Annotated in this window: 16 protein-coding genes and 1 tRNA gene; 4 read left to right on the top strand and 13 right to left on the bottom strand. The window is 41.5% G+C overall.

Annotation, left to right across the window (positions count from 1 at the left end; all coding sequences use genetic code 11):
* Positions 1-148: 148 nt before the first annotated feature.
* From ffh to rho, 6 genes are all read right to left on the bottom strand, one after another.
* On the bottom strand, positions 149-1471 hold the full coding sequence (gene ffh, locus N5O98_RS23755; protein ID WP_004311377.1) for a signal recognition particle protein: 1323 nt from the start codon (positions 1469-1471) through the stop codon (positions 149-151).
* Positions 1472-1575: 104 nt separating this feature from the next.
* Positions 1576-2898, bottom strand: coding sequence for an MATE family efflux transporter (locus N5O98_RS23760; protein ID WP_004311376.1), 1323 nt, complete (start codon positions 2896-2898; stop codon positions 1576-1578).
* A gap of 39 nt (positions 2899-2937) precedes the next feature.
* Positions 2938-4893, bottom strand: coding sequence for a tetratricopeptide repeat-containing sensor histidine kinase (locus N5O98_RS23765; protein WP_004311375.1), 1956 nt, complete (start codon positions 4891-4893; stop codon positions 2938-2940).
* Complete coding sequence (locus tag N5O98_RS23770) at positions 4890-6740, bottom strand: ATP-binding protein (protein ID WP_004311374.1); 1851 nt, start codon at positions 6738-6740, stop codon at positions 4890-4892. Before N5O98_RS23770 ends, N5O98_RS23765 begins: the two co-directional genes overlap by 4 nt.
* A 90-nt stretch (positions 6741-6830) precedes the next feature.
* Positions 6831-8297, bottom strand: a complete 1467-nt coding sequence (locus tag N5O98_RS23775) for a sulfatase family protein (RefSeq protein WP_004311373.1) — start codon at positions 8295-8297, stop codon at positions 6831-6833.
* Positions 8298-8581: 284 nt separating this feature from the next.
* Positions 8582-10879, bottom strand: a complete 2298-nt coding sequence (gene rho, locus N5O98_RS23780; protein ID WP_004311372.1) for a transcription termination factor Rho — start codon at positions 10877-10879, stop codon at positions 8582-8584.
* Positions 10880-11116: 237 nt separating this feature from the next.
* On the opposite strand from rho, the gene N5O98_RS23785 reads away from it, so the two are divergent.
* Positions 11117-11953, top strand: coding sequence for a 4Fe-4S binding protein (locus N5O98_RS23785; protein ID WP_004311371.1), 837 nt, complete (start codon positions 11117-11119; stop codon positions 11951-11953).
* Here the strand turns inward: N5O98_RS23785 and tilS are convergent.
* Positions 11938-13218, bottom strand: a complete 1281-nt coding sequence (gene tilS, locus N5O98_RS23790; protein ID WP_004311370.1) for a tRNA lysidine(34) synthetase TilS — start codon at positions 13216-13218, stop codon at positions 11938-11940. The genes N5O98_RS23785 and tilS overlap by 16 nt on opposite strands.
* 145 nt (positions 13219-13363) lie before the next feature.
* On the opposite strand from tilS, the gene feoB reads away from it, so the two are divergent.
* The 3 genes from feoB (at position 13364) to N5O98_RS23805 (ending at position 16185) form a co-directional block, all read left to right on the top strand.
* Positions 13364-15850: a ferrous iron transport protein B gene (gene feoB / locus N5O98_RS23795; protein WP_004311369.1), complete on the top strand. Its 2487-nt coding sequence runs from the start codon at positions 13364-13366 to the stop codon at positions 15848-15850.
* On the top strand, positions 15847-16062 hold the full coding sequence (locus tag N5O98_RS23800; protein ID WP_032856147.1) for a hypothetical protein: 216 nt from the start codon (positions 15847-15849) through the stop codon (positions 16060-16062). The genes feoB and N5O98_RS23800 overlap by 4 nt, the downstream gene beginning before the upstream one ends.
* Positions 16063-16113: 51 nt before the next feature.
* A tRNA-Cys gene (locus tag N5O98_RS23805) sits at positions 16114-16185 on the top strand.
* 118 nt (positions 16186-16303) lie between these two features.
* On the opposite strand, the gene N5O98_RS23810 is transcribed toward N5O98_RS23805, so the two are convergent.
* From N5O98_RS23810 to N5O98_RS23835, 6 genes are all read right to left on the bottom strand, one after another.
* Positions 16304-17044 (bottom strand): Fic family protein, encoded by a 741-nt coding sequence (locus tag N5O98_RS23810; RefSeq protein WP_061447823.1) that lies wholly within the window; start codon positions 17042-17044, stop codon positions 16304-16306.
* Between the two features lie 243 nt (positions 17045-17287).
* Entirely contained in the window at positions 17288-17638 is a 351-nt protein-coding gene (locus N5O98_RS23815) for a hypothetical protein (RefSeq protein WP_055236455.1), read from the bottom strand.
* A gap of 221 nt (positions 17639-17859) precedes the next feature.
* A complete protein-coding gene (locus tag N5O98_RS23820) occupies positions 17860-18222 on the bottom strand; it encodes a S24 family peptidase (RefSeq protein WP_061447824.1) in 363 nt (120 codons plus the stop codon).
* A gap of 5 nt (positions 18223-18227) precedes the next feature.
* A complete protein-coding gene (locus N5O98_RS23825; RefSeq protein WP_061447825.1) occupies positions 18228-18608 on the bottom strand; it encodes a hypothetical protein in 381 nt (126 codons plus the stop codon).
* A gap of 204 nt (positions 18609-18812) precedes the next feature.
* On the bottom strand, positions 18813-19007 hold the full coding sequence (locus N5O98_RS23830; RefSeq protein WP_055236450.1) for a hypothetical protein: 195 nt from the start codon (positions 19005-19007) through the stop codon (positions 18813-18815).
* A gap of 52 nt (positions 19008-19059) precedes the next feature.
* Positions 19060-19452 carry a hypothetical protein gene (locus N5O98_RS23835; protein ID WP_224262629.1) on the bottom strand — a complete coding sequence of 131 codons (393 nt, stop codon included), beginning with the start codon at positions 19450-19452 and terminating at the stop codon, positions 19060-19062.
* Between the last annotated feature and the right edge of the window lie 39 nt (positions 19453-19491).

Raw genomic sequence — 19491 nt, forward strand, 5'->3', positions numbered from 1 at the left:
GAAAAACTTTATACCTAAAGATACGAAAACTTTGGGTAATAACAAAGCCCGGGCTTGAGAAAGTCTGGGCTTTGCGCATAAAAAAAGGCTGTGTCAGCGTTTTGACACAACCTCTTTACTTATCATTAGATTTGGATCTACAGAATGATTACTTTTTCATCTTAGGCATCATCTTACCCATTTTGCTGCTAGTCACCATTTTCATCATTTTGCGTGTCTGGTCGAACTGTTTCAATAGGCGATTCACTTCTTGGATAGTCGTTCCGCTACCTTTGGCGATACGCGTACGGCGTGAACCGTTCAGTATTTCCGGATTGGAACGTTCTGCCGGAGTCATGGAATAAATGATGGCTTCGATGCTCTTGAAAGCATTGTCGTCAATATCAATATCTTTGATTGCTTTTCCTACTCCCGGAATCATGGAAGCGAGGTCTTTCAGATTACCCATTTTCTTGATTTGTGCAATCTGGCTAAGGAAGTCGTTGAAGTCGAATTGGTTTTTGGCAATTTTCTTCTGTAAGCGTTTGGCTTCTTCTTCATCGTATTGTTCCTGTGCGCGTTCTACCAATGAAACGATGTCACCCATACCGAGAATACGGTCGGCCATACGGGCAGGGTGGAACTGATCGATTGCTTCCAGCTTTTCACCTGTACCTACGAATTTAATCGGTTTGTTCACTACCGAACGGATAGAAAGAGCCGCACCACCGCGGGTATCACCATCGAGTTTGGTCAGTACCACACCGTTGAAGTCCAGACGTTCATTGAATTCTTTAGCTGTGTTTACAGCGTCCTGACCGGTCATGGAGTCTACCACGAACAGAATTTCGTCCGGGTTGATTGCTTTTTTGATAGCGGCGATCTCGTTCATCATCTGCTCGTCTACTGCCAGACGTCCGGCTGTATCGACGATAACGAGGTCGTATCCTTTGGCTTTGGCTTCCTGAATGGCGTGTTGTGCGATTTCTACCGGATTCTTGCTGTCCAGTTCGCAGTACATCGGTACTTCAATCTGTTCTGCCAATACACGTAACTGTTCGATAGCTGCCGGACGGTAAACGTCACAAGCCACCAATAATGGCTTACGGTTCTTCTTGGTTTTCAGCATCCGTGCCAGTTTACCGGAGAAGGTGGTCTTACCCGAACCCTGCAAACCTGACATCAGGATAACTGCCGGACGGGCGTCGATGTTGATCTCGGCTGTCTCTCCACCCATCAATTGTGTAAGTTCATCATGCACGATTTTCACCATCAATTGGCTTGGCTTCACAGCCGTAAGAACGTTCTGGCCAAGCGCTTTTTCTTTCACTGTATCCGTGAAAATCTTTGCCACCTTGTAGTTTACGTCGGCGTCGAGAAGTGCTTTACGTACGTCTTTCAGCGTCTCCGCCACGTTGATTTCGGTGATTTTGCCTTCACCTTTCAGAATCTTGAATGACCGTTCTAGTCTTTCACTTAAATTATCGAACATAGTTATTTAATTACGAATTACTAATTACAATTTACTTGGCCGAAAGAGGGACTTTTCCGTCTACTCTTTATTTGAGCTTGCAAATGTACAAAAATCTCTTGTATTTATATCTTTTTATTCTGCCATTTTGCTTTTTTGAGATAAATATAACTTGTTATCAACAGCAAGCTATAATACACAATCTCAATCGTAAAGCAAATTTCGATCGGTGCTTTCAGCCACATTCCGATGAAAATGATGTATGATCCGTAGATGATAATTGTAATCGTTTCGAGCAACAGGGCTGCCTGTGTATTTCCTGTTCCGGAGATACCGTTAAACACCACGTTGGCTACGGATGCGATAAGCATGGCGCAACAAATTATATATACCGAGGATACGGATTCCGTAATGAGCGCAGCTTCACTAGTGTAAATGGAGAGCAGGAATTGCGGAAACAGTGCCGATACCGCTACTAACCCCAGCATGATGAAAAAGGAGAAACGCGCAATTTTATTAATGAGCGGCATCACGTGCTGGATGCCTCCTGCACCAATAGCATTGCTGACAAGACTGTTGGTAGTCGTAGCCAGTGCGTTGACCGGAATCAGCAATACGACATAAATACTCCGGACGATATTGGCAATCGCCAGTTCCCGTTGTCCCAACCGTTCTACGGCTACGAAGAAAACGAACCAGGTAGCCATCGACAGGAAATATTGCAGCATGGTGAAGCAGGAGATACTAAGAATCCGCATCAGCAATGCTGGGTCGAATGTGCGCAGGCGGTTCATACCGTATTTCTTTAAATCGACCGTGGCATACGTATAGATGACGAAAAAGAGAATGGAGGAGGCTTCTGCCAATACGGAAGCAATAGCAGCCCCTTTGATACCCATTTCCGGCAAACCGAACTTTCCGAAAATTAATACATAGTCCAGTACGACATTAGTTAATGCCATGACAATAGCATTGATGGTTAGCACTTTAGTGCGTGTAATGCCGATGTACAATGCCCGGAACATGACATTGATAAAAGAGAAAAAGAATCCGTAAATACGCCAGTTCAGAAACTCCATTGTTCCTTCGTAGATGGATTCTGAAGAAACTAGCAAACGCATGATGTTTCCACCGAATGCTTTGGTGAATCCGAATAGCAGCAGGGCCATGACGAACAGGAACATGATTCCTTGAATCATGACGGGACCGACATCCGAATAGCGTCCTTCGCCATTGCGTCGTGCGATGACTATCTGCGAACCGGTACTGAATCCGAATGCGATGGTGAATACGCATATATAGAATAACCCGCCCATAGCTGATGCTCCAAGGGCTACTTCACTCACGTGTCCGAGGAATGCTGTGTCGGTGACATTGATGACATTTTGTGCCAGCAAGCTTAGTAGTATCGGATAACTGACACTCCAAATCTGTTTGTTGGTGTACATAATTAAGTGTTTAAGTTTACACTTTGCAAAGATAGTGCTTTATTTCGATTCGGAAACGATGGGGTAGATGAAAACAATTTCCGGACCTCCGGGAGTTTTATCGTTGACGAGATAGTTTCCTCCGAAATGTTTTAGTAACAACAGGTTGATATCATGCCGGATGATGGTTTCCTGTGATACGAATGCATGGTCTGCCAAAGGTGAATTAGTGATCCGGAAACAAAGCATGTCTTCATTCTGGCTTAATGTGAACCGGATGATTCGTGCTTGCCGGTGTTCTTGTGGGTACACCAGTACGCTAATCAAGGCCTGTGTCAGTCGCATTATATCGGTATGAATTTGGGCGTCCGTTTCGCTGGAAAATTCAATCTGGATACCTGTTTCTTCGTTCCTCATCTGCGCCATGCTGCATGCTTCCTTGCATAGGGTAGTGGCATCATAGTCTTGCAACTGGAACTTCATCATCTGAGCTTCCAAACGGGATAAGTCGAGAACGTCATTGACAAGTCTCATTAACTTCTCCGAACTTTTGTGGATGATGTTTGAGTATTCTTGCCTTATTTCCTTGTCTATATTGGGTTCGCTGGCTATGAGTTGTGAGAAACCGACCACATTGTTGAGTGGGGTACGGATGTTATAGCTCATGTTGGACAGGAAGCGATTTTTTATTTCATTGGTCTTCCGCACGTTTTCTGTTGTTTTCCGGATTTCGTTTTCCGCGTATTTGAGTGCCTTCCGTACCATAAAGAGTCGTGCCATAAAGATAAAAAGCAGAATCAGGATAACAAATATAAAGATCAGATAGGTGAGCTGGATCCGGTTGTTTTCCCTTTTTTGATCCAGTTCTGTTTTTTCGATATTGTATTTGCTTTGTATCTGTGCCATCTGATTGTTTGAGAGTACAGTGGCTGTCGAGTCTTTGATGGCAAGTGCCTGCTCATACAGGGGGATGGCTTTTCCGCTTTGCCCTGCCTGTTTCCATATTCTGGCCTTTTCGAGTAGCTGTTCGGCATAGTCGCTTGTGAAGTCTTTCTTCAACATCGTCAGTGTCGTGTCGATATAATCCGATGCCTGTTGGTAGGCTCCAATTGCCTGGTAATATTTGGCAAATGTGTCGAAATAGAGTACTTTATACATGAAATAAGTATTCTCGTCCAGATATTCTTTAGATTTTACGAGATGTTCATAGGCTTGTTGCGGCTGATGGGTATTCAGGTAATAATAGCTGTAGAACAGTTCATTGAACAGGTATACATCGGCAAATCCCGCTTTTAAGGATGGGTTTGCACTGATGTGGTTATGAAGAGTGTTTTCCAGTTCCTGCAAATATTTGAGTAGTTTTTTATTATCCTTCTTTTCTTTGACAACGGATACTAACTGTGACAATACCGAGATACGGACCACCGGATTTTCTGTCGGAGTGAGTAGCTGGTAGGCAGCCTCCAGTGCTTCTATTCCTTTATCCCAGCGCTGGCTGCCGATATATGCATTACTCAAGCATTGATAGGCAGCCATACTACCCCGGTTACTATTCATTTGGGAGGCTTGCTGTTGCATCTTTTGAGATTCGTTGATAGCAAGTTCGTATTGTTCGTTGAATGTGTACAGGTCTATCTGGAAACGTTTGGCATCAAAGAAGTAATTCCATAAATCTGATTTCCGGGCATGAGGCTCCATTATGGTGAGCCATTTGGCTACACTGTCTTGATTATTACGATTGTAATAGTATAAAATATGGTAGTAAGCAGCCAGACCGGCATATTTGTCATTTCCCAGTTGCAATGCTTCTTTCATTAATACATCCGAATATTGGATACATTGCTGGTTGTTTTGTTCTATTCTGATGATTTGATTGAGAACATTCAGCCGTGTCGTATCGTACGGTAATGTTTCCAACACCTTTATCAGGCTGTCGGATTCCAAAACAATCTCGGTGCTGGCTTTTCCGGTGAGGGTGCAGCATAATAGAAGGATCAGGAGCAGGACTTGTTTCATTCGGCTTCCTCCTTTCCTTGTTGCTCATGGTAAATGGGGTGTGTGAACAGGAAACGGGCTCCTTCCTCATAATTGGAGTCAATCCATATTTTGCCGCCCAGCTGCTCGATAATGAGTTGGCAGATAGACAGACCGAGTCCTGTCCCTTGAGCATTTTCATTCAGTTTCTCAAAACGGTTGAATATTTTATTCTGATTCTCCGGAGAGATACCGCAACCGGTGTCGGTCACGGAAAACAGTGCTATGTCTTCTGTCTGTTTTTCCAGTTCCATGGTGATGGAACCTTGCGGAGTAAATTTGGTTGCATTGATGAGAAGGTTGATTAATAATTGTTGTAACCTTGCATTGTCTGTCGTCAATTCTAATGAATGGAGAGAGGTCGAAAAACGGACGTTAGCATTCGTTTGTTTTATTTTCTCAACCATGTCGATAACGTTTCTGCATATTGCCACTGCATCACATCGCTCATATTTGAATTTCATCTTGCCTACTTCGAGACTGGACAAGTCGATTACGTCGTTAATCAGCTTGAGTAACAGTTCTGAATTTTGCTGAATAATATCGCTACACTGTTTCCGGGTCTCGTTGTCGATGGATTCTTCCGTCAGGATGGAGGAGAAGCCGGACAACGCATTGAGCGGCGTGCGAATTTCATGGCTCATGTTGGAAAGGAAAAGGCTCTTTGTCCGGATGGAATTTTCTTCTTGCTTTTTCACTTTTTCCAGTTCCTGCTGTGATTGGCGCAGTTTTTTATTTCCTCGTCTGACCAAAAGGATGAAAAATACAATCAGTATGACTATGAATAGGATGGTGAACCAGCTCCAGTAGAGGATTGTCTTCTGTCTGTTTAAGTTGTCCAGTTCATTTTTATCTATTTGGTAGAGGGTGTGCAATTCATTGATTTGGCGAATATAATTCATTGCGTCCAAAGAGTCTTTGTACGTATTGAATATTTCATAAGCTTCACATGCTTCCTTGCTGTTTCCCATTAGTGTAAGTATGTGTGCACGATCTTTCAGTACTTGCAGGGATCTGTATGAGTTGGCTGCTTTGGTATGCGAAAGTAATTCGTCAAGTGTGGTTAGTGCCTGCGTGTATTCTTTGGATTCAGTGTAGTAGCGTGAATACAGGTATTTAATCATTAAATGAAAATATGGGTACTGGTGTTGCCGGCTGATTTGTTCGGTTTGTCGTATATAGTTTAATGCTTCCGGAAGATGATGCATCTGGATGCGATAGAATGCCTGACAATAAACAAGGTGGAAATCGTCTTGGGGATTCGTATCCTTGTTGATAACAGATTCGAGTTCCCGGATATTGTCTTCTATATCTGTCATTTGGTGATAGTTGAGCTTCGTCAGGATAAATTGGGACAAGATCGTTTTGATATATTGGTTGGCATGAGGGAGTTTCTGAATGATTTCTAATGCTTCCTTATACGATTTGATGGCAACTTGTGGTGTTGACGAACTTAAATAGGTATTTCCAATGGCGTGTAATGCGAGTGCTGTTCCCAAAGGATAGTCCATTTCTCTGGCTTTCTGGTACATCTGATTGGCCTGGTTGATGGCGAGACTGATGTTGCCTTCTGTGATTAAGGCTTGAACGGTCAGCAGATTTATCTGGAATAGGAGTGGGTATTGTTGTTCCTTTTGTAATTCCGGTTCTAAAAGTTTTTCCCAGGCAATGATGCTGTCGACAGGGGCGTCCGGACTAAATGGATGATTGTATTCAAGTAAAGGTTGTAATAAAGAAAGACGATCTGAATTTGTACGTGCAGCATATAAGGTGACCGATATTAATGCGGTTACGACTATTGCAATTATATGACGTCTGTGTTTTTTCACCTGATATAAGAATTGCTTGCTTGTAAGTTTATCTGCAAAAGAACTAAAAAGAGTGAAGATTACAAAGAAATCTTCACTCTTTTTTATAATTTATTTTCTTTTGAGTATCTCTCGTACCCCAGGGCCCTCGTGGTTGGGGTAGCCGGGAGTATGGTTTCTGCATCGTGGATCGGCATCTACTTTCAAACTCCGGTAATCGTCTTTGGTGCGGGCGATGTAATCATCAAGCATGGCACGGTGTTCGGCGAGGACTTTACTGTATTTAGGGTCTTTGGCGAGATTCTTGCGTTCTCCCGGATCCTTTTTCATATCATATAGCTCTTCTCCGTTACCTTCCAGATAGTGAGTGTACTTGTATCTCGGTCCGCGTACCATACGTCCGGGAGTAACGACATATTCATATTCGCTATGCCATTCGGAAACGACATAAGGGTGAGTTTTTTTCTGTTTCTCTCCTTTTAATATAGGTGCAAGGCTGATTCCCGGTTTTTCGGCCGGAACAGGAATTCCTGCCAAATCACAAAGGGTAGGCAGAAGATCCAGTGTAGGCTGTGTCAATACTTGGTCTATGGGCTTTTTCTGTTGTTTGATGCCGGGACCTGCAAAGATAAACGGTACGTTGGTCATTTCATCGTAGAAGCTGATGTGTTTGGTCACCATGCGGTGTGAAGCCATCCCATCACCATGGTCAGCCATGATAATAACGATTGTGTTTTTTCCGGCAGGAGTGGAGTAAAGTGCTTTCAATACGCTGTCTACTTGCTTGGAAACCATCTTGGTATAGTGTTGGAAAGCAGCAATGTAATGACGGTAATTCTCTTCATTCCAATGAGAGGCCTGGGTCATGCGGCGATGACTGCAGCAGATGTATTGTACAGGTTTAGGGATATTGCTCCAGTCTTCTACATTGAAATTGGCTGGTAGTTCCGGAAGGGTTCCGCTAATGGGGCGGTCGGTATGTACTCCTTCGTTCGCTCCTACAAATCCACAGATATTGTGAGGGTTCTGAAAATCTGCGATACAGATGAATGGTTCTTCCGGCGGATTACTTAGATAAGCAACAGCGTCTTCGCATGTTCCTACATCCAGGAAGCTGTCGTTATTGACCGGGAATTCCGGATCAGTGAATGGCTTGGCTACTGGTTCTTTATGCTTGAATCCTCTAAGTGAACCCATGTCATGCGTTTTTCCGAAGTGTACGGCTTCGTAACCGTTTTCAGAAAAAAGACTTCCTAATGTCGGTACATTTTCGGGAATACGTGGGTTGATAGGTTCGCTGGAGTTGGAACGTACATTGGTTTGATGAGGCATCATGCCACTCCATAAAGCAGCGCGTGAGGGTTGGCTGAGAGGGCAGCCTACATAAGCATTGGAGAAGATAACTCCTCGTGAAGCGACTTCGTCAATAGGGAGGGTGCAGCCTTGTGTTTGTCCGTAAGCTCCCACAACGCGTTGTGTCAGATGGTCGCACTGGATAATCAGGAAATTGGGCTTTTCTTGGGCCTGCGCTGTCACGCTGCACAGGGCTAATCCCATGAATGGATAAATAGTTTTCATTACTGGTTAGAATTAAGTAATATTTGATTTGGAAGCAAAAGTAGGAAAAAAGGAAACGTAAAAAAGGGCGAGGTAGTAGTTTTGGACGCAAATGAAAGTATTTTGTACAAAAATGAAAGGTGTGGCAAGCGGTTAGGGGTAACTATCGGTGATGGGAGTTGAATGATAAGTGATAAACGGCAGGTGATAAGTCATAAAATGGGTTACCGAAAAAGAAAACGGTGAATAAACTGCACTTGTTATGGCGCAGTTTGTTCACCGTTCATTTATAAGTTTGCTGTTGATTAGCTGTTCATGCTCATCAGGAATTCGTCGTTGTCTCTGGTTTTTTCCAGACGGTCTTTAACAAAGTCCATTGCTTCGATCGGATTCATGTCGGCAAGATATTTGCGCAATATCCACATGCGGTCAAGGGTTGTTTTATCAAGCAACAGGTCGTCGCGACGAGTGCTGGATGCGGTAATGTTGACTGCCGGGAAGATGCGTTTGTTGGACAGGTTGCGGTCGAGCTGCAACTCCATGTTACCTGTACCCTTGAATTCTTCGAAGATAACTTCGTCCATTTTAGAACCGGTATCGATCAATGCGGTAGCAATAATAGTCAGTGAACCACCGTTTTCAATATTACGGGCAGCACCGAAGAAGCGTTTAGGTTTATGAAGTGCATTTGCATCCACACCACCGGAAAGAACTTTACCGGATGCAGGAGATACTGTATTGTATGCACGAGCCAGACGAGTAATAGAATCAAGGAAGATAACTACGTCGTGACCACATTCTACCAGACGTTTTGCCTTTTCCAATACGATACCTGCAATTTTTACGTGGCGTTCTGCCGGTTCGTCGAAAGTAGAAGCAATTACTTCTGCATTAACGCTGCGCGCCATGTCTGTTACTTCTTCCGGGCGTTCGTCAATCAGCAGCATAATCATGTAAACTTCCGGGTGGTTGGCTGCGATAGCGTTTGCGATATCTTTCATTAAGATGGTCTTACCTGTCTTTGGCTGGGCAACGATCAATGCACGCTGGCCTTTACCGATAGGAGCGAAAAGATCGACGACACGGGCAGACATAGAGTCTGAATAACCGCCTTTGCAAAGTTTAAACTTTTCATCCGGGAAGAGAGGTGTCAGATGTTCGAAAGGAACACGGTCGCGAACGAAAGCTGCATCACGTCCGTTGATCTTCGAAACCTTTACCAATGGGAAATATTTTTCTCCTTCTTTGGGTGGACGGATAACTCCTTCTACTACATCACCGGTTTTCAGACCAAATAGTTTGATTTGAGATTGTGATACGTAAATATCATCCGGAGAAGAAAGGTAGTTATAGTCGGAAGAACGGAGGAATCCGTATCCATCCTGCATAATTTCCAGAACACCTACTCCGTTGAGAATATCGTCGAATTCATAAGGCTTTTCGCGTTCAATAACCTTACGTTCCTGCTGCTGTTGTACCGGAAGATTTTCACCCGCATTGTTCTGCTGAGCGGCACGTGGCATCGGTGAGCGTTGTTGGTTTTGGTTCTGGTTCTGATTCTGATTTGGGTTCTGAACCTGATTCTGGTTATTGTTGTTACGCTGGAAATTATTATTGGCGTTATTGCCATTATTTCCATTGTTGTTAGCATTGTTATTACCGTTGTTATTGTCGCGTGAGCGAACAATACGCGGACGTTGCTGCTGGGACTGCTGCTGTTGAGATTGTTGTTGCTGTTGAGGATGAGATGGCTGTTCCGGTGCTGTCTGTGCTGATTCTGTTTTAGTAGCTTCGAATTTTCCGAATAATTCGGTAGGAAGCTCTATTTTTTCAGAAGGCAGATCTTCGATTGGAATAAAATCATCGTCGTCAACGCTGGATAAGATATTACTTTCCTCGTCGATAACGGGTGCAGCTTTCTTTTGTGGTTTATCTATTACCTTTTTCTCTACAACAGGTTTGTTAGGTTCAGTAGCCGGTTTATTTGTTTCTGCAACAGGTTTATTTGCTTCTGCAGCAGGTTTGTTTTTTGCTTTCTTCTCAGCTGTTTGCTGTTGTACCGGAGCTGGCTTTTCCGTAGCACCAGTAGCTTTCTCTGCAACAACAGGTTTAGGTTCCACTACTTTGGGTGCTGCCGGTTTTGCATTTTCTACTTCTTTTTTCTCTTCTGCATCAGAGCTCTTACGAGGACGGCCTACTTTACGCTTGGGAGTAGCAGTGTTTTCCGCTTTAGCTTCTACAACAACAGTTTCTTTTTCTTTGTTTGTACTTTCTTCTTTCTTGGAAGGTTGTGGTGCAGCTTTTACAGGAGCGGTCTCTTTTGTCTTGTTAGCCTCTTCACTCTTTGTTGCGGAAACCACTTTGTCTTCTTTTTTGGTAGGAGCTACCCGTGAACGCTTTTTCTTTTGTTCTTCATTTTTGCGTTCTTCTTTTAGCTTATCTGCGGCAACTTTCTTTGTAGCTCCTACAATGGCCTGTTCATCGAGTATTTTATAAACAAGGTCTTCTTTTTTGTATGAGTCTGCTTTTTTTATGCCTAACTCTTTGGCAATAACTTGAAGTTCCGACAGATTTTTGTCGTTTAATTGGATAATGTTATACATATAGTATGGTAAGTTATTAATATTTCTTTTTTTTGCTGAATTATGGACAGCATTACTACAGCTCATGGCTACAGATATGCGAGCATACGTTTTGTTTTTTATTCTGAATTAGGGATGTATATGTTGAATCGTAGAATGTTTCAACGGGGCAAAGATAATAATTTTTTTTGGTTTCATGAACAATCAAACATTTTTTTCCACGTAAAAGTGTATCTTTGCTACATAAAAGAAAATAGTATGACAGTAAATGAAGCTCATTTAATTTATTTTTCGCCTACACACACATCTAAACAAGTTGCGGAGGCGATTGTTCACGGGACGGGCATAAAAAATATTTTTCCTATTAATGTAACGCAGCAGATTGCGGATGAAATTGTGATTCCTACATCTTCTTTGGCTATTATTGTAGTGCCTGTGTATGGAGGACATGTCGCTCCTTTGGCAATGGAACGTTTGCAGTATATCCGTGGAGTGGATACTCCTACCGTTTTGGTAGTGGTTTACGGAAATCGCGCTTATGAAAAAGCTTTAATGGAACTGGATGCTTTTGCTATTCCTCACGGATTTAAAGTAATTGCCGGGGCAACTTTTATTGGAGAACATTCATATAGTACCGATAAATACCCGATTGCAGTGGGACGTCCAGATGAATCGGATTTAGCTTTTGCTGGGGAGTTTGGGAAGAAAATCATGGAAAAAATACAGACAGCTGATAGTATGGATACCCTTTATCCGGTGGATGTACGTGCTATCAAACGTCCGAGTCAGCCATTCTTTCCTTTGTTCCGTTTTTTGAGGAAAGTCATCAAGTTACGTAAAAGTGGGACACCGCTTCCCCGCGCTCCTTGGGTGGAAGATGAGGATTTGTGTACCCATTGCGGATTATGTGTGGTCCGTTGTCCGGCAGGGGCTATAACGAAAGGGGACGAGCTACATACGGATGAGGCTAAATGTATCAAATGTTGCGCCTGTGTAAAAGCTTGCGTAAGAAAAGCAAGGGTATACGATACCCCTTTTGCAGCTTTGTTATCAGATTGCTTCAAGAAACAGAAGTTGCCTCAAACTATTTTGTAAATCACGATACGCTTAGTCGTTTTATCAATACGAAAGCGGTTGTCTGTTCGTTCGCCTATCAGCCATGCGATATGTTCTCCACAGCAGAGTACCCATTGGCGTTCTTTTTGGCTGATAGAAAATTTGCGGTCGGTCAGATAATCGCTTATTTTTTTCTTTCCTTTCATTCCAAAAGGAATAAAAGTGTCTCCCGGCTGCCATTTTCGGTAATGAATTTCTCCATTCAGTTTGTCGGCATCAAAACAGGCTATTTCCTTTTCACGTGGAATGAGAAAATCCGGGGTGTATTCTCTTTCCTCTTTGATGATTTGAAAAGGAGGAAGAGTCTCATTTTTAGATTCCGCAGTTTCTATTAATAGAAATTCTCTGTCTTTTATCACTCTCCATTCTTTGCTACAGAATTGCTTGCCCGGTTGGCTATGAAGCGAGTGAGCGATATCTTTGATTTGTGCGGAATTGAATCCTAGAGGATGCAGGACTTCGAATAAGATGGCTTCGGGTGCCGGTTCCTTTACCAAATCACAGATTCTGATACCTTCTGCCGTAATGATTTTCTTTTTAGTTTCCTCTATACATTTATTATATATAGTGGCTACATCATTTAGATAATTACTCGTATCTACCAGAGTGTTTTTGACTGACGGATTAATTTCCTGCATGAGGGGAAGGAGGTTGAGCCGGATTTTATTACGGGTATATTCGTCTTCCAGATTGGTGCTGTCTGTCACATAATCTTGTCCGATGTTTTGCAGGTAACGAATTATTTCTTCCCGGTTGATACAAAGCAGAGGGCGTACGATGGCTCCATTACGGGGGCGGATTCCTAACAGACCGGTAATTCCTGTTCCCCGAATCAGGTTAAGTAGTATAGTTTCTATGCTATCATCCTGGTGATGGGCCACAGCGACAACATCTGCCTGACATTTTTTTCTAATTTTCTCGAACCATTGGTAGCGGAGTTCCCGTGCGGCCATTTCAATCGAAATATGTTTTTCCGTTGCATATTGGGTCGTGTTGAAATCAATGGTATGTAAATGGATTTCCATTCTTTCGCAAAGTTGGCGGACAAATAGCTCGTCCCGGTCTGATTCTTTGCCTCGCAGGTGGAAATTACAATGTGCGGCTTCGCAATGATAGCCTGCTGTATGCAGAATATATAGTAATGCCACCGAGTCGGCGCCACCACTCAATGCGATCAGGATTTTATCATCCGGTGAGAACAAATGTTCTTTTTCTATATATTTTGTAACGCGTTGTTGTATCATACCTGCAAAGATACGAGTTTATCAATAAGTTTTTTTATTTTTTCTGAATCTTTTAGAGGATGAAAAAAGCTGCTATTTAAAAACATTCTAAATAATTTGCATGCTCCGAAGTTATGAATTATCTTTGCCGAAAATTTTGAGAGTTATGCGTTTGTCCGAATTAAAAACAGGAGAAAAAGGTGTTATTGTAAAGGTATTGGGGCACGGTGGTTTTCGTAAACGTATTGTGGAGATGGGCTTCATTAAAGGTAAAACGGTTGAAGTGCTGTTGAATGCTCCGCTAAAAGATCCCATAAAATATAAAGTTTTAGGTTATGAAATTTCTCTTCGTCGTCAGGAGGCTGAAATGATCGAAGTTATCAGCGAAGAGGAAGCAAAGAAACTGGCCGAGAAGACCGTTTATCATGAAGGATTGCCTGAAGACCTTTCAGTAAAAGAAGAAGATATGAAACGGTTGGCGTTAGGTAAACGCCGTACCATTAATGTTGCTTTGGTCGGAAACCCGAACAGTGGCAAGACTTCTTTATTTAATCTTGCATCCGGTGCTCATGAGCATGTTGGAAACTACAGCGGCGTAACCGTGGATGCCAAAGAAGGTTATTTTGATTTCGAAGGCTATCATTTCCGTATTGTCGATTTGCCGGGAACTTATTCTTTGTCTGCTTATACGCCGGAAGAAATCTATGTGCGTCGTCATATTATCGATGAAACTCCGGACGTGATTATTAATGTAGTCGATTCCTCTAATCTGGAGCGAAACTTATATCTGACTACTCAATTGATAGATATGAATGTCCGCATGGTGGTAGCTCTGAATATTTATGATGAGTTGGAAGCCAGTGGAAATACATTGGATTATCATCTGTTGAGTAAGTTGTTCGGGGTGCCGATGTTGCCTACTGTCAGTAAGAAAAATCGTGGATTGGATACCTTGTTTCATGTTGTTATCAATCTGTATGAAGGAGTAGACTTCTTTGATAAACAGGGAAATATGAATCCGGAAGTTCTTAAGGATTTGACCGAATGGCATGATTCTCTGGAAGATCGTAAGAACCACGAGGAAGAGCATTTGGAAGATTATGTACGTGAACATAAAAAGACGGGGCGTGTCTTCCGGCATATTCATATCAATCATGGTCCTGATATCGAAAAAGCGATTGAAGCTGTAAAAAGTGAAGTGTCCAAAAACGAATTTATCCGTCATAAATATTCTACCCGTTTCCTATCCATTAAATTGTTGGAGAATGATCCTGACATTGAGCGCATTGTGCGGACATTACCAAATGCGGATGAGATATTCCATGTCCGTGATAAGATGTCGAAGCGTGTTCAGGACACAATGAATGAGGATTGTGAATCGGCTATTACGGATGCTAAATATGGATTTATCAGTGGTGCACTGAAGGAGACATTCACAGATAATCACTTGGAGCAGGCGCAGACAACAAAAGTGCTGGATTCGATCGTAACTCACCGTGTCTGGGGATTTCCTATTTTCTTCCTTTTTATGTATCTGATGTTTGAAGGTACGTTTGTCATTGGAGAATATCCGATGATGGGGATTGAATGGCTTGTCGAGCAGATTGGTGACTTGTTACGCAATAATATGGCGGAAGGTCCATTTAAAGATTTGCTGATTGATGGAATTATTGGTGGGGTAGGAGCGGTTATTGTCTTTTTGCCGAATATCTTGATTTTGTATTTCTGCATTTCTCTTATGGAAGATTCGGGTTATATGGCTCGTGCAGCTTTTATCATGGATAAAATCATGCATAAAATGGGATTGCACGGAAAATCATTCATTCCTTTGATTATGGGATTTGGATGCAATGTACCTGCTATTATAGCTTCCCGTACTATTGAGAACCGGAAGAGCCGTCTTATTACAATGTTGGTAAATCCTTTGATGTCTTGCAGTGCGCGTCTGCCAATTTATTTATTGTTGGTGGGTGCTTTCTTCCCGAACAATGCAAGTCTGGTGTTGTTAAGTATTTATGTGATTGGTATTGTACTGGCTGTGGTAATGGCCCGCTTGTTTAGCAAGTTTCTGGTGAAGGGTGATGATACTCCATTTGTAATGGAACTTCCACCTTACCGGATGCCGACAGCAAAATCGATCTTCCGTCACACATGGGAAAAGGGAGCGCAGTATTTGAAAAAGATGGGAGGCATTATTATGATTGCTTCTATTATAATCTGGTTCTTGGGGTATTATCCGAATCATGATGCTTATGAAACAGTTGCCGAGCAGCAGGAAAATTCTTATATCGGCCAGTTGGGACGTGGTATAGAGCCAGTTATAAAACCACTGGGATTTGATTGGAAACTAGGTATTGGCTTGCTTTCCGGTGTGGGAGCGAAAGAATTGGTAGTAAGTACATTAGGTGTCTTATATGCAGATGATCCGGATGCTGATTCAGTAAGTTTGGCAGAACGAATTCCGATTACTCCATTGGTTGCTTTCTGTTATATGTTGTTTGTATTGATTTACTTCCCGTGTATTGCGGCGATAGCGGCTATAAAACAGGAATCGGGTAGTTGGAAATGGGCGCTTTTTGCTGCTTGTTACACAACGGGATTGGCTTGGCTTGTATCATTTGCTGTTTATCAGATTGGAGGATTGTTTGTATGAATAATTGGCAAGATTGGGTAGTCGGAGTACTGGTTGTACTCTGCATTGCCCGCGTCATATATGGAATATTTCGTTTTTTTCGTCGTACGCGAGAAAATCAGAATCCTTGTGATAGCTGTGTAAGTGGCTGTGAACTAAAGGATATGATAGACAAGAAACGCGGAGAATGCGATGTAAAGAAAAAAAGTACAAAGAAAAATTGCTGCGGATAGTTGGTAGTTTCAAAATTTGTACTACCTTTGCAACCGCAAACGAGAAATAATGGTTCCTTGGATGAGTGGCTTAGTCAGCGGTCTGCAAAACCGTGTACGGCGGTTCGAATCCGCCAGGAACCTCACGAAGCCCTTTCAGATGTTTTCTGGAAGGGTTTTTCTTTGCTCTTAATTGAAAATGGTACTACATTGGTACTACAAAACATGATATCAGGATGGTGTTTTGAGGAAAGACTGTTTTTTATTCCTCGATTTCTTTTATTCTTTCGATTTGTCTATTCAGGAAGTAGTCAGCATATAGGGAATATTCTCCAGTTTCGCAAAAAAATAATACCCCTTTCTTGTAGTTCAATATATCAGTCTCCCTTAAAGAATAAACGGGGATAATATCAGCATTCATTAATACAATACTTTCTATCATTCGGGAAGCATGCTTGTTCTTATTAGCGAAAGGTTGTAATTGGGCTATGTTGCAATGAAGATAAACGGCTCGTTCCAATGGATTAGTATATTGTTCCTGTTGATGGAGTATTTCGTCCAGTTTTTCCGAGATCTTATGTAATTCCTTTGTTGGCGTGTACTCTATGCCACTAACGCAAACAGGTCTATTTCTTAAATGCTCTGATTCTTCATCAGGAACTAAACCGGCAGATATGGATTGATACACTCTGAATAAAGTGCTTTTATCTATTTCTTTGCTATTTCTCTCTTTGATATATTCCAGTTCTGTAGTGAATGTGTTGTGTAGGGTGATTAGTATTTCTGCATCTTCATATTTCTTTAGAGAGGTGATTTGGTCTTTTAAGAGAGTTTCTGTTTCAACATAAGTGTAACTATTGCCTTCTATCTTCCCGGAATAGTAACACCATATAATAGCAAGATTCTCAACCTCACTACGATAAAGTTCGGATAGCCGAGCTATGGGATTTGAACAAATAAATGCTGCTTTATTCTGCTGTTCCTCGTTGAATATATGCTTCATGTACTCTAAATGCTATTTTGGTTTTAGTTTCATAGATACGAAGTTACTAAAAAGTTTTGATATTCGTGAGTAAGGGCTTGATAAGTCTTTCATATATGCGTGTGATGACCGGGAAGAAATCTTCATGTTTATTTTATTTCCCTTTTTTATAGCATCCACAAAATCCACATTTTTGAGAATTTCTTTCATACGTGCGTAATGACTGGGGAAAAATCTTTGTAGTGTATCAGTTCCAAATAACGGTTATTTGGAGTTATATTTCATAGTTCTGCGTTTTTGAAGGCATTTTAGAATATTCCCTTCCTCAACAGCTTCTATAATTTCATGTAGTTTATAGTATATATGTCCTCTAGGCTCGGTAATTTCGTCACCTTCTTCGTCTACCATTGTTTCAATACCAAATTGATAAGGGAATATAAATTTCCTTTTAATCAACTCTCTAATGACTCCACGTCCAAAACGTCTTTCTGCATCAGACTTGCATATAAGAATTTTTTTGTTTTTGAGGTTTGCATTCCTTTCATTCCTGTATGCTTCAATACCTAATTTAATGCCAATCTCAATGGCTTGCTTAATAATCGGATCTATTTCCATGTCTTTTTCTTTTTGTTAAGTTGACAAATGAACAAAAATAATTGGAGTTATTACGACATTTTAATATTTTTATTTGTGGCGTTTATCTCATTCATATATAAATAGCGATCATAAAAAGAAAGCCCGGCAACCGTATTGTTACCGGGGTGGCTTTGTTGATGGCGTCAACTTTCAATGTGTCGGACCGTGGCCCCTAGCACAAACTTATTTCTTATTATATGCTATTTTATTCGTTGTAACGTATTACGTTGTGATTCAATCACTCTTCCGACCTTAGTAATATTTTTAATTTCTACAAAAGCATCTGGATATTGTCCGGAAACGTTTAAAGAGTGGCATCTTATTGCATCACGGGTATTATCATACTCAATTATTTGCCTAAACAGGTAGCCTTGCTCTATCTCAATTACCCAAAAGCTATTTAGATCATTACTTATATTGTTTCTAAAATCGTCAATGCTAAAGGGCTTCACTATTAATCTATCTCCAGCTTCAAAACTGGATCGTGTTCCATTATTCATGCTATCACCTTTAACTTCAAGGGCTATTGTCTTTCGTATTTCGTTTTCTAATTGCGTGTACATAGTATCTAAAGTTGTATATTAGCGTTATATTTTATATTGTACTCTCGTGTGAGTTTCTGGCTATATCTTTCATGTTTTCGGGCTTTCTTCTCTATTCTCTTACATTCCTTTTCTTTCTTTGCTACCTTCTTCATGATAATGGCTCGATGTTTATTCCATGCCTCATTATTGCCTTCTAATTCAATCAGCCGAGCTGCCACATGCTGGATCGTGGAATAATAAGCATCAATCATTTGCTTTGTACTTATTGCTGGAGTATCTATCATTAACTCTCTTTGGTCTATTGATAAATTACTAAGCTGGTGTACTCTCATTTGCTCTTTGATGAACTCTTGTAATTCTACATTTTTCTCTGTGATTAAATCTTGTAAATCAAATGTTTCCATTGTTATTAAAGTTATATTTATATTGATTGATTTCTGTTGTTATCGTTAAACATTTCATCCCATACGCAGAAAGCAAGAAGGATGATACAAATAATTAGTGTAGCGTTCATAATTGATTAAATATCAAAGAAGTGTTCTCTCTTTCTCCTAAATATCCTATAGCCAGTGTATAGGCATCCAAATACTATCAATATCTCCATCTCGTTATAGCTTAATGGTTGTAACCTGTTGGTATATCGTGGAGGCTCTTATTATCTCTAATGGTGTGCCAGTCACTTCTATTGCTGTGTACTCTTCGTATTCGAATACATTATGCTTTAATCCCTCTATCTTTAGCATGGTGGTAATATCCTCTACTTGCTTGCTCTCATGGAGCTTGTAAACCTTTGTTTCTGTCATTGTATATGTTTTATGATGGGGTTGGGGTGAAACCACCCCATCGGGTTAATAATCAATCACCACAATAAGAACCACACCCGTAGCCCATTGTACGGCTAATACGGTTTTGGTACTCATTATAAGAGATGCCCTCTTTGCGTGCTGCTATCTCGCCTTTCATGCGTTCTGCTTTAGCTTCCGCTTCTCTTCTGATACGGTCGGCTTCGATTTGTGCACGAAGAAGAACCGAACTAATGGCGGCTTGCTCGTTCTCTTCACGTACCTTTGCTTCACGTGCTTTAGTCTCCGCTTCGATTGCATGGCGTTCTTCGGCTACTCTAACCTCAAACTTTGCCATGTTCCAAGATTTACGGAGTGCATCGGCAAATGTCGGGTACTTTACATGAGCGTTTTTATAAAGGTTGTGCGCTCTCTTCATTATCTTGCTTAAATCGTAACGTGCCATATATTTATATCGTTTTGCATTATTATTGCGATGCAAATA

This window comes from Bacteroides sp. LFL-34 (assembly GCF_027257075.1).
Taxonomy (GTDB): Bacteria; Bacteroidota; Bacteroidia; order Bacteroidales; family Bacteroidaceae; genus Bacteroides; species Bacteroides ovatus.